This window comes from Paenibacillus sp. 01T424, assembly GCF_056398745.1.
In genome coordinates this window covers 1-12,473 of the sequence record NZ_JBFTPZ010000070.1, presented here as the reverse complement: position 1 = coordinate 12,473, position 12,473 = coordinate 1, and the positions used below count along the sequence as shown (strand labels likewise).

Sequence of the window (12,473 nt, the reverse complement as noted above, 5' to 3'; positions counted from 1 at the left end):
TTTATGCTGATGGTGATGCTGCAGGCTTCAATGCTAAGGATAGCTTAATAGGATCATCACTGGTTGCGGCAGCATTCTGTTTGCTTGAAAATCTAGCTGCTACAGCATCATCATAGGTCTCTACTATAATTTCCGGCTCTGCTTCACCAATTACTAGCGAAAAAAGAAAAGCTGCTTTGCCCATCTTCTCAAAATCAATTGTACTGTCCTCTACTGCATGTAAAATATGGTCGAAGCAAAAGCTGCTGCTGTTCCTCGCGAGCTCCCACTTCCAATTGTCTTTTTGTTTATCGTCATGCTCCTCCGTCCCTGCACCAAATGCCGTAAACAAAATACGCAGAGCAACTTTGCAGTCACCGATTCTAACCTCCGCTCTTTCCCCGCTCACTTCCGCGTCTACATTATCCAAGCAACCGCCAAGCTCTACCCGAATTCGCAAATCAGATGCAGCTATGCAGCCATTTATTCGATCAAGGCTCGGATGAGTATCTCCTCCATCAGTTAGAAAACGGATACCGAGCAGCAGTCTGCTCCCCTCTACTCTACTGTTCAGTACAGCTGAGCAATAATCATAGCCGTCATGCAGGACACGCAGCTTCAAATAGGCCGCCTCTCCACCATTATCTAAGAAAACAAGCAGCGGCCTTGTTTGATTCCACATAATTTCCTCGCTGGACACACCAATCGCAAAGGAAGGGGTCATGTAGGTTGTTGCCCACTTTTCCTGCCCAGTCTGTTCATTTCTAGAATAGAGCTGCTGGAGCAGCCTTTCCTCAGACTGTGTGAAGAATGGATCATACTTGTGCGGAAAACAAATCCCGCTCCCAAACCACTCCGCATCATACGGCTGTTCATTCTCAAATGTAAAAACAACCCTATCGTTTGTAGCGATTTGCAAAAATGACTTCGCCATATCCGATAGCAGCGTACTGTAGCTCCGGCTGTGCGGGCCGGACCACTGCTTCGTCGCCGGATGAAAATGCTCTGCTACCATGCGCCATGCGCTATCGAGCAAATCTTCCGCAAGCGCTTTAGCCTGAGCGCTCGCCGTCATCGTATAAATTTTGGACAGTTCGGTGATGGCGATAACCGTATAAGTCGGACTGTTAAACTCATGAAACGTCCCTAGCTGATTCGTAAATGCATGGAGCTTTTCCAGCCTTCGAATACCATAATCGGCCAATTCTGGCTCAGCGTATGCTTCGCCCGCGATAAGCGTGACCAAAGCACCCATTAGTGCGATATTCGTATAATTTGGACCTACATCCCGCTTCATAATGGCATCGCATGCGCAGAATACAGCCTGACGGATCAGCTCTCGCAGTTCCATAGGTAATCTGTCCCCATGCCGGACTTCGATTTGAACGAGCTGTTTCCCGCAAAAATCAGCCCAGTTCCAATCTGGCGGGGACATTTTCGCAAGCGGCTCCTCGTAAAACCATGACCATATGCCATAGGTTTTGTGTGCAGGATTTTGGTCTTGCAGTGAAATCACTTTGCGTATGACTTCATAAGCTCGTGTGTTATAATCCGGCAAACCGCTGTCAAGCAAAGCCAGTGCATAAAGAAGAGAAGGATATGTAGGGTGAACAAGCGGGAACTCCTCAGCCGTAAGCGTCGTATGGTAGCCGGGACTATGAAAGGGCAGCTCAAGCATGTTGACTTCCGGGTCAAAAAACGGCTCCCAGTGATGGATTTTTCCGAGCAGCAGCAGCTTATGATCCATTGGATTGTTCGTCTTATCCATATATCCCATCCTCTCAATAACGGTATCCTAGTTGGCGCCAATGAAGTAACAGAGAGCAGACCGCCATTAAGGCGAACTGCTCATCTCCTGCCTTTCAACCTGTATCTATTAAGCTCCGTTCTCTGGCGCTTTAGTCAGTTGGCGCTTTAGTCAGTTGGCGCCGGAGTCACTGGATTCGGAGCAGCTTCAGAGCTTCCCGGCTCTGGCGTTTCACTAGGTACTGGCACTTCCGTTTCACTTGGTTCTGGCGTTTCTGTTGACCCCGGCTCCACGATTTCAGTAGGCACAGGTGTCCCAACCTCCGGGTCAACAACTGGAGCAGCTGTGACTGTAACGATGCAGCTGGCTGTAAATAAACCATCCATCGTCGTTACCGTTATCGTTGACGTACCCACTCCGACAGGCGTAACTTCCCCTGCATTTATTGTCGCAACATTCGGATCGCTTGTTGTCCACGTTACCTCTTTACTCGCAGCATTCACTGGCGTCACCGCGGCAAGAAGTGCAACTGCAGGGTCACCTGCAGTCATCTCAAGTAGGCTTCTGTCAAGCGTCACACCGCTAACGCTTGCTGATCCAGCCCCGCCGATCAACATAGGCTTAAATAGTTTAGACTGTTTATTGGACCCGATGCCTCCGCCCCACTCCAGCCATCCTTTGCGTCCATTGCCGTCATTCTCATTCACAAGAGCAGACAAGCTTAAAATCCCGTCACTCGGAGCAATCGGCGACAATTCCTTCCAAGGCAATGCGAGCCGGTAGATCGTATCCTTGTTTGTTTCATCTCTCGTAATCTGGAGCTGGCGATTTGTAACCGGTCCGGTCAATACGCCACTCATCGCCATCCACCGATATAATTCCGGTCCATCTGGTGTCAGCGCCATTCCGTATTCATACCATTCCGCCGCCTCTCCCGGCGTTCCCAAAGAAATAGCGAATTGAATGCTGTCTCCGCTCCAAATCGCATCTCCTGATTTGGTTTGCGAGAATAGATCGTCATGGATCTTTGCTGATAGATAGAGGTGGTCATTATCATACGTAACCCACAGCTTACCGCTCAAATCCTCCGGCCCATTATGCGGCACCACTCTTGAATGGCCTTCCTCAAACAGGTTGATGCCAGGGAGATCGGTTACATCGTCCAGCGACCCATCCACCTGCACTGTGCGGTTAACGATGGGCGTCATACTTGCGACAGCGATATTGTTCAAGTTGCCTGAAGAAGACAATACGGTGCCATCATCCAAATAGACGGTAAGCTGGTGAGGCGTTAAAGTTCCATCGGGCAGTGCCGGTATTGGAAGATCAATTGTATAATCCGTAAAACCAGGCAGCACCGTATTATAAGTTTCTGATTCGGTGTTTGCACCCACCTGCCAATCGATCTGTGTCAACCGCCTATCGACCGGTTTTGTATTATCGATTCGAACTCTCAGGAAGTTGCTGCCCTCCTTCAGCACATGTTTGACAGAAAGCTCCTCCGATTGCTTGATCACCACTGTATTTTTTAACGCTCCGATTTTTTTGCCGCCAACGACAAGCTCCGCCGTCGCTGTGTAGCTGCCAGGTTGACCTATTCCTAGAAATACGACAGGATAGGTGCCGACCGAAGAAGCCTGTATATTTTGAACTGATCCTTGCAATTGAATGCGGGCGCTTAGCGGATTCCAAGATGATGCTTTGTATACGGATAACGTTACGCTGATAGGATCACCGGTAAAGGAAGGTTCGCTCTTAAGCCTATATTTGCTTCCTTGAATGACTTTATCGATTTTCCCTTGGATGAATAGAGGCTCGCTTGAAGCCGTAATGTAAATTTCCCCGTCCTTCGGTGTATAGGTAGCTGAACGGCCCATCATGTCCGTTACGACCAGCGGTCCATTTGTTTTCAAAGTCAGATCGGTTTCGGTATCCGTCCCTGACCAAAGCACATGAATCGATTTCTGGTCCTTCTTAAATTTATAGCGATAGATGCCGTTCGTAATCTCCTGACCGGTTAAGCTTGCGCCAGTCAACTGCCGCGCTACCGTCGCTAACGCCACATAACCCGGTTTTGGCGTATACGCGCCGAGCGGATCACCGCCATTATGAATAATACCGAAGTTATGCTCGTTATATTTCTTATCCGTTCCGTCGTCCATCAGATCGTACCAGAAGATTTTCTCCACTCCTGCTGCCATGCCAAGTACATAGGTGCGAATCAAATAGGCAGCCTGCATCTTCTCATCCACCCCGCGGGGGTCAAGCTGCGTCGGCCATCCAATTTCCGAGAACCAGATGGGTTTCGTCTGTCCGTTGTTATAGGTTTTCACCAGTTGATTTAACGAGTTTACCTCGTTAAGCAGTCCTTCCGGCTTGTCGGGATAACGGTAAGGATGTACGGATAAGGTGTCCATGTAGTTTAACCCTCCGAGCTGGAACAAATCTTCAAGCCACTCGGTTGGAATGCCTGCGGTCGCGCCTCCAAGCACATTCAGATCAGGGCGCACCGATTTGGCAGCCTCATAACCTGCTTTCATTAGATTGAAGTATACATCGGGCTGTGATGCAGCCGGCCCATTCCCTCCAAATCCGGGCAGGTTGAACTCGTTCCACATCTCGCCCCATTTGATTTGGCCGCCGAATCGGTTCAGTACGGATTTCGTATAATTCGCATAGGCGGCGTGAGCTTCTGCCGAATAAGGCGTTTGAAAATTATCATAAAATTGATTGGAAAAAGCGAAGGTCATCAGCGGATCGATGCTGTTCTCCAGCAATCCTTCCATATAGAGTGTAAATTTCGGGTTATAGGTGTAGATGCCTTTTTTTAGCTCGATCTCAGACCAAAACATCGCATCCCTCACGCTTTTGGCTCCTGCATACTTGACCAAAGGAAGCATCTCACGGTTCCAGCTATGTGCAAAATGCGTCTGTACGCCAAACGGTGATGCCGTCACTGCTGCCAAATCAAACGTTGGCACAGCCGCGAATGTCGTCTCTGTTGTTTTAAGCAAAGTTCCCGCTTGATAAGTTGATAGTTTTAAACGATAATAGCCATCTGATTGTACCGGCACCTCAAGCCTGATCTTGCCTCCGGTAACCGGCGCGCTTCCAGTTGAACCGGGCTCTCCCCAAGCATCATAGGTTTGCCATGTGACGGTGTCTCCCGTCGTTAATACATCAAAAGTGCCTTTGTTTGCACCAGCAAATACGTTGCCAACCTGCGTTTGAGCGATGGCTAAATCAGGTACAGTCACCATGATTCGGAGATCGTCAAGCCATACCGAGCCGCTCTTAAGCCCCGTGCGCAGTCCCGCCCGTGCTACCTTGATCGTCATCTTCTTAAGTGACGGATGAAAGGCTCCGTCATTGGCGCCTCCCCAGTGCGTATATTCGCTGCCGGCATTAAAAGCATTCACGGTAACTTTCTGCCAATCCGTTGTCGGCTGAAGCACCAGCCTTTGCGAGTGGTTTTGGTTCGTTCCGTCCATTAGTACAATATAAATCGATGCAGCATCCGCAGTTTTCACCCAAAAGGATAAGCTTACCGCATCCGCCGGAACTATTCGTTTCGTCAGATACCGCTCCAGTGCAACGTAAGAGCCGCCGCCATTAAAATCGCCAGTCACCTTGGCCGCAGAAAGACCTGTTTTGAATACAGACTGATCTCTTGTAAAGCTTCCTTGCGCCCCGGGAAATTCGGCGCCCAGCAGGAAGTCCCATACTTCGTCGGAGCTTTCATAATCGCCTGCTTGCAGCTCTGCGACCACCGCTTCTGCAGCCGCTGCATGTTCATTTTTGCCAAGCGTACCAGATGCTGTCATGATCAATGCAAAGACGAGGAATAATGAAAAAACTTTTTTCATGGTCATCATTTTCCATCCATCCTTTGCTACTCGGATCGGCGATTAACCCTTCCCGAAAAAGTAACTCCCGCATTCGGGAAGGGCCTTCCCCTCTACTTCAGATGCTCTTTGTTCGTTTCATACCACTCCTGCACTAACTTCTCTACATTTTCACCGCCCAAACGATTCCATTCCTTGCGAATATCCTCCATTCCAGCCTGCGGCGTAAGCGCGCCTCCTCCAGTTACGATCTTGGCTTCAATTTGCTGCGCAATCGGAGCGAAGGTAGCAATCAGTTGGCTTACCTCAGGCAGATCAGGATTATAGGCAATATCCCGTCTGTATTTATTTTTCATTGCAATCTCAAGACCAGCTGCTTTAAGCACGGCCTGCTCTTGAGAAATCGGATCCTGCGCCGCCATCACCGCATACCATTCTGGCTTCGGATCCCATTCGTTCAAGATCGCATACTCTCTAGCATAAAACACTTCCTTCTTGAACTTATCAGCGTCGGTCTTCTGCGGAACTTCTCCCACGAGCTTATAATGAACGTCCTTCTCTCCGATTCTGAGCGGCTCCCAGCCCTTCTCCAGCATCCAGTCCAAAAATTTGACGCCTGCTTCGATTTTGTCCTCTTTCATATTCGTATTAAAAGCGATATACATATTGGCCGGAACTTCCTGATAAAGGCCATTTTTTCCATACTTCGAAGAGACAGGCTCCAAAGGCACCACTTTTGCATCCGGCACATTTTTCTTCAAATCAACAAACTCTGCGCCCATTGACCATGAGCCAAGATAAATACCCGACTTGCCTGTCGTCCAAAGCTGCAGCGAGCGCTGAAAATTCGTATCCGTAATGTATTCCTTATCGATTAACCCTTCGTCAAAAAGCTGCTTCTGCAAAGCAAGCGAATCGGTATATCGATCCAGTATCCGTCCGAACGTGAGCTTGCCATCTTCCAGATACCATTGGTTCTCGTTATTGAAGAAAAGGGCTCTTAAAATTTGCACTCCGTTGTAATTAAAGGTGATTGGAACCGTGTCTGCCGTGCCGTTGCCGTCCGGATCGCCCTCTTTGAACTTTCGTGCAACCTCAATTAATTCTTCAACTGTTGTCGGAGCTTTCAAACCTAGCTTATCCAACCAATCCTGACGAATCATAATGCCATGATTGGCTATCGTTTCTTGTCCACGCGCACTTGCAACCGCATACATTTTTCCATTTATCGTTAGGAAGGGTTTAAGTTCTGGATGCTTAGCCAAATAAGCTTTGTACGTTGTGCTGTATTTTTCGATATATTCGTCGATCGGCTGGATCGCGCCCTGCGCAGCGAGCTGGCTGATATAGCTGCGGTCATATTCCCATATGAGATCCGGAGCCGTGCCCGATGCAATCAGCGTGTTTAATTTTTGCTGTACCTGCGTACGCGGCACGGGTACCCATTTCACCTTTGCAGGAGCATTCTCATTGATCCACTTCGTCCAGCGGTTGTTTTCATAGCTGCCTTCCTCCGATGACACTTCGCCCCGATCAAGGATAGATACGCTAATCTCTTTCTTTTGCTCTACCACTGGTGCTGGCGCATCAGTCTTATTCGGTGCAGCAGAAGGTTTAGTCGGCTCGGATTTCCCCGTGCAGCCAACCAGCAGTACAACAATTAAGCTAGCCATCATGATCAAATTACGAATTTTGTTCCATTTCATCAAATACATCATCCCCTTTTCCTTATTAACCTTTAACCGAACCGATCAAGACACCTTTTACAAAATGTTTCTGAAGGAACGGATATACGCATAGAATCGGCGTGACCGCAATGACGATGGCCGCAGCTTTGATGCCTTCGGGCGTTAACAAGATTTGCCCCGCACCCTCGCTTCCCCCAGTATTGTTAAGCAGGCTTGCATCCACTTGATTAATCATCTGATACAGCTTCACCATCAAGGACTGTGACGTCGTTTTTGTTATATAAAGAAGAACGCTGAAATAGGAGTTCCACCAGCCAACGGCGTAGAACAGCGACAAGGAGGCGATAATCGGCTTGCAAAGCGGAAGCATGATCTGCATTAAAACCCGCCAATCTCCAGCTCCGTCCATAGCAGCCGACTCTTCAATTTCATCCGGAAGGCCTTCCATGAACGTTTTCATCACAAACATGTTATACGTGCTGATCAGCCCTGGCAGCCATAATGCCCAGTAGGTGTCCATTAAGCTCAGTGTCTTGACGAGAATGAAGCTCGGAATGATCCCAGAAACGAATAACATCGTGAACGTAACGAACATTAGCAGTCCGCTGCGTCCCATCAAGCGGCGTCTTGAAAGCGGATAGGCAGCCAGTATCGTCATGATCATGTTCAACGCGGTACCAACAACCGTGATCAAGACCGTATTTCGCAAGCCGATCAAAATTTGTCCGTCATCAAATAGCCGATCGTAAGCATACAGATTGAATTCAATTGGCCACAGCATCACTTCTCCGGCTGTAATTGCCCGGCTGCTGCTAAAGGATGCCGCCACCTCATACCATAGCGGGAACAGGGCGATTAAGGACGAGAGGCCAAGAAACGTATAAAGGATGATTTTGCTAATCGATGACAGCACAAAAGCTGCGGCAGCATTCCTTTTCACCGTTACCATAACCCCCTTTCGCCGAACTTTCGGATGAGCCCGTTAACGCCTACGACTAGAATAAACCCAATCAAGGACTGGAATAATCCAAGCGCTGTCGTGTAGCTGTAATTCATATTTTGCAAGCCGACCCGGTATACATAGGTGCTGATGACATCCGCTACATCCAGCACGGATTGGTTTTGAAGCACCAGCGTTTGTTCAAGACCAACATCCATCATATGCCCCATCCGAAGGATCAATAAGATAGCAATCGTGCTGCGAATGCCGGGAAGTGTAATATGCCAAATTTGCCGCAGCTTGTTTGCACCGTCGATTTTGGCTGCTTCATAAAGCTGGGGATCAATCGAAGCCATCGCTGCTAAATAGAGAATCGTCCCCCAGCCCGCTTCGCGCCAAATACCGGATAACGTATACACAACAGGCCACCAAGTCGAATCCGCCATAAAATAGACGGGCTCGATGCCAAATTGTTTTAGAATCAGATTCACGACGCCTGTGCTCGGCGATAGGATCGCAATAACGATACCGCCCAGCACAACCCAAGAGATGAAGTGAGGCAAATACAACAGGTTCTGGACCGTCCTTTTGTACCATTCTCTGCGCACCTCGTTAAGCAGCAAGGCAAGGAGGATAGGTACCGGAAAACCAAACACGAGACTATAGATGTTCAGCAGCAGTGTATTTCTAAGAATTCTCCAAAAATCCAAGCTTGCGAACAGCATTTGAAAATGATGAAAACCGGCCCATTCGCTTCCCCATATTCCATCAATAAACCGGTAATTTTTGAATGCGATAATTTCGCCCGCCATCGGTGCGTATTTAAAGATGACATAAAACAAGATGACAGGCAGAAGCATCAAATATAAGTGACGATCCCGCTTAAGCCGTATCCAAATCGTCCTCCCCCCCTTTATGTTCCGTCTACAATTCGATCGTACACAAAGCTCGGGAAGCTGAATATAGACATGTTCTGTGCCAGGTGTCTTTTATTGTGAAATGGCCCAGTCACCTTTCTTGACCAGGTTCATTCTTTTGCTGTGACACGAAAGAAATCCCGCCATTACAAGTAAAAACCCCTTCAACTTCTGGATGTTGAAGTAGCTTTGACGGAGAAATGTAAGCCTTTTATAAGCTAACAAACTTATAGATTCTTATAGTACAAGGAAAAAACCGGGGCAACGCCTCCGCTTAGGAAGTGTGCCACCGGTCTTACGTTCGCTCTGTGCCTTGCCCTGTTTGTTTGCTGATGGCATGTTCTCGGTACTCTGTAGGTGTCATCCCTGTAAATTTTTTAAACGTCCGCAAGAAGCTGCGGGTATTCATATATCCAATCGCTTCGGCGATATCGTTCACTTTTTTATCCTTGTTAGCGAGCAGTGCTTTCGAGGCGTCAATTCGAATTTCGATAAGATAGTCGATAAAATTTCGCTCGGTGTATTCTTTAAACTGCTTGCTAATATAGGTTGGGCTCAAATGAAACTGTTCAGCGAGCCGATCGAGCGACAAATCATTTTCATGGTAATGGGCTTGAATGTAGGTAAGCATTCGCTCAATCGTGTCATTTTTCCCTCTCAGGCTTCGTTTGCTCGTAAGCTTAGCAGCTAGCTCCTCAAGAACAGCGAGGACGAGGGCCTCTGCTTGCTTCCAATCCTCACTGTGCTCAATCTTCTCATAAATGCTATCCAAGTTGCCCATCGACTCCTCGGGACCGATTCCGATTGCATCAGCAACCTGCAGCGCCTTCACGATTAAATCGAACGAAAACTGGCGGATGAGGTCAGGAGGCAAGCCTAGTCCCACCGCCTTCTCAAAGGCTTGGTGCACATCCTCCTTTATTTTATCCGTATCCGTCTGTTTGAGCGCCTCCATAATTCGAGTTGCCTTCCGATTCAAACGGTAATAGTCTTGACTGTCCGGCGGTTGCAAATCCTCGATTGAAATGACGGAATGGCTGCCAAAAAGCATCTTGTAGCGGAGCGCCTTGCGCGACTCGCCGTAGGAGCTTTGAATATCGCCGAGTTCCTTGACTCCTCTGCCTACACCCACCGTAGCGACTAATCCGAATTGCTTCTTAATCACCTCAAGTATCCATTCCAAAATTGCGAGCGCGCGCAAATGGTTTTGTTCCGCTTCGCCTTCTGCGAAGCTAAAGACAAGCGCCGCTCGTCCGCCGCCTAAATCGATTGCGACTCCAGCATCCTCTTTGCCCATCATCTCCTCCGCCACGTTGCAAAACACATACGTATACAACGTTTCATCACGCAGGCTTAAGCAGCCTTCTGGTTTCGCAATTTCTGCCGTACATACAAGGTAGCGCTCTGAATAGAGCTTAATGCCTGTAAATTCAAAGTGATGCCGCAAAGCTTGGTAGTCCGTTCGGTAGCCGGTCAGCATATCCATAATCAGTCTCCATTTGAGCACGGATTTGGAATCCCGCACATGCTTCTCCAAATGCTCCCGATCCTCCATCATTTGCTCAAACACCGTCTCCAAATAAGTGAATCCCGCCGTATCAAATCCGCGCTTCTTATCTGGCTGGTAGGTCCCTGAAAGCTTGCTGACCAGTCGATCAAGCGGCTTAAAGGTTAATCGATTGATGTAGAACAATACAATTAGCGCTAGAACGATCATTACGCCAGCCAATATAAATAAAAGATTGCGGGTAATCTGAAGCGGCTCGTAAATTTGTGATTCCGGCATGATGCTGACCATTTTCCACCCCGTATAGGCGGAAGTCCTGTAAAAAACAGTTTGCGGGATCCCGTCCAGCTTGACTGATAGGGAGCCGCTGCCTTCTGCTGAGAGTACGTTTTTCATATAGGGTAATTGCTTTAAATTTTGGTAAAGGAGCGTTTTGTCATCGTGGCTGACGACTTTTCCATCTGCGTCGAATATAAACAGATGGCCAGCCGAGCTTTCCTCATAGACCGATTTAATCATATCGTAGAGAACAACCTCGTTAATGTTAACGGCAACGATGCCGTTGCGATAACCGGGACTGCTGAGCGTCGGGTAGGAGCGCACCAGTGTCACAACGTTTTGAGTTGTCGTTCCATCCCACACCGGATGGGTCGTCATCCACTTGAAGTAACCCGGCATGTCCATATAATCAGCTAGCCAGTTGTCTACCGATGAAATATCATTCATATAAGCCTTTTCGGTCAAAATATCGCCGTTTACAGCAGAGTAAACAAAAATGGATGAGAATGTGGGATTCGCGTTAATAAAGTTTTTTAATTTTGTCGTAAGCCCATAATAGTTGCTGTATTTTTGGGCATCGTCATTGTAGCTATCCAGCATGAAGTAGACAAATTCGAGTTCTTCCATAAGCGCGAGCAAATCTTTCTCGGTTTGACGGAACGCCACTTCAATCTTTTGGTCTACTTGCTTGAGTAGCGCGAGATTCGTATTGGTCAGATCCGCCTCAAGCGGACCAACCGTACCCCGATAGGACAACCAAAAGGTTAAGACAATAATCAGCAGAAATGTGCTTCCGTAAATGACCATCACTTTTCCCGAAATGCTGGATTTCATTCAAAACCTCCTCACGGGATGCAGCTTGTTCATTACTATATGCATCATATGAGTTTGGCATTATACATTCATAGCCAGTATCATCATTTCTACTAGTGTGCTTCTCATATTCATTATGACTTTCTCGTCTACTGCGTTAATGATGATATTTATAAAAATTGTATTATCAAAATATGAAGATACCATTTTATTATTGTTAGCAACTGCGGGTGTCGCATCAGGTATCATCTGGGGTATCATCAAATCCACTGGATTAATAAAAATCGGCTAATACCCTTTTGATATGCTTGCTGCTTTTCTCAGATTTGCTGCTTATTGGTTTAAGCGTTATTTTCAAAATGCCGATCGTATGATCAAGCTTGCAAAAGGCTGATAAAACGAAAGATGATTTTTGGTGAATACTTCTTATGAGCTGCGAACTCCCCTGCGAGACGCAATCCATCATGGAGCGCTCAGATCAGGCTGCCGATCACAAAAATACGAATCAATTTGTATCTATTGCACATGAGCTAGAGCTCGTTCAAGCTTACTTGTATATCGAGAAGGAACGTTTTGCTGAACGTTTAGAGATTGTCTGGGAAGTACATCGAAATATCGATTGCAGATGATGGAATCAGAATGGACGAAGAAGAATTGGGGCAACTGTTGAATGGGAAGTATAACGAACAAAGTGGAATTGGTTTATTGAATACGGATCGTCGATTAGAACAGTTATATGGCTATGGGCTTGTCATTAC

Annotated in this window: 6 protein-coding genes and 1 pseudogene; 1 reads left to right on the top strand and 6 read right to left on the bottom strand. The window is 47.5% G+C overall.

Annotation, left to right across the window (positions count from 1 at the left end; translation table 11 throughout):
- Position 1 precedes the first annotated feature (1 nt).
- The 6 genes from AC1DPK_RS32025 to AC1DPK_RS32000 form a co-directional block, all read right to left on the bottom strand.
- A complete protein-coding gene (locus AC1DPK_RS32025; RefSeq protein ID WP_477512784.1) occupies positions 2–1,747 on the bottom strand; it encodes a hypothetical protein in 1,746 nt (581 codons plus the stop codon).
- Positions 1,748–1,893: 146 nt separating this feature from the next.
- A complete protein-coding gene (locus AC1DPK_RS32020) occupies positions 1,894–5,601 on the bottom strand; it encodes an Ig-like domain-containing protein (protein ID WP_477512783.1) in 3,708 nt (1,235 codons plus the stop codon).
- Positions 5,602–5,684: 83 nt separating this feature from the next.
- Positions 5,685–7,277 (bottom strand): extracellular solute-binding protein, encoded by a 1,593-nt coding sequence (locus AC1DPK_RS32015; RefSeq protein ID WP_477512782.1) that lies wholly within the window; start codon positions 7,275–7,277, stop codon positions 5,685–5,687.
- A 25-nt stretch (positions 7,278–7,302) separates the two neighbouring features.
- A complete protein-coding gene (locus AC1DPK_RS32010; RefSeq protein WP_477512781.1) occupies positions 7,303–8,199 on the bottom strand; it encodes a carbohydrate ABC transporter permease in 897 nt (298 codons plus the stop codon).
- A gap of 2 nt (positions 8,200–8,201) precedes the next feature.
- Positions 8,202–9,059 (bottom strand): ABC transporter permease, encoded by an 858-nt coding sequence (locus AC1DPK_RS32005; RefSeq protein WP_441875587.1) that lies wholly within the window; start codon positions 9,057–9,059, stop codon positions 8,202–8,204.
- 352 nt (positions 9,060–9,411) lie between these two features.
- Positions 9,412–11,736 carry a helix-turn-helix domain-containing protein gene (locus AC1DPK_RS32000; protein ID WP_441875415.1) on the bottom strand — a complete coding sequence of 775 codons (2,325 nt, stop codon included), beginning with the start codon at positions 11,734–11,736 and terminating at the stop codon, positions 9,412–9,414.
- Between the two features lie 491 nt (positions 11,737–12,227).
- On the opposite strand from AC1DPK_RS32000, the pseudogene AC1DPK_RS31995 reads away from it, so the two are divergent.
- Positions 12,228–12,335: pseudogene (locus AC1DPK_RS31995) on the top strand (hypothetical protein); the annotation flags it as partial.
- Positions 12,336–12,473: the final 138 nt, after the last annotated feature.

Excerpts from the sequence above, each read along its gene's own strand:
- AC1DPK_RS32025 (WP_477512784.1), bottom strand. The coding sequence starts at position 1,747 with ATGGATAAGACGAACAATCCAATGGATCATAAGCTGCTGCTGCTCGGA.
- AC1DPK_RS32020 (WP_477512783.1), bottom strand. The coding sequence starts at position 5,601 with ATGATGACCATGAAAAAAGTTTTTTCATTATTCCTCGTCTTTGCATTG.
- AC1DPK_RS32015 (WP_477512782.1), bottom strand. The coding sequence starts at position 7,277 with ATGAAATGGAACAAAATTCGTAATTTGATCATGATGGCTAGCTTAATT.
- AC1DPK_RS32005 (WP_441875587.1), bottom strand. The coding sequence starts at position 9,059 with ATGCTTCTGCCTGTCATCTTGTTTTATGTCATCTTTAAATACGCACCG.
- AC1DPK_RS32000 (WP_441875415.1), bottom strand. The coding sequence starts at position 11,736 with ATGAAATCCAGCATTTCGGGAAAAGTGATGGTCATTTACGGAAGCACA.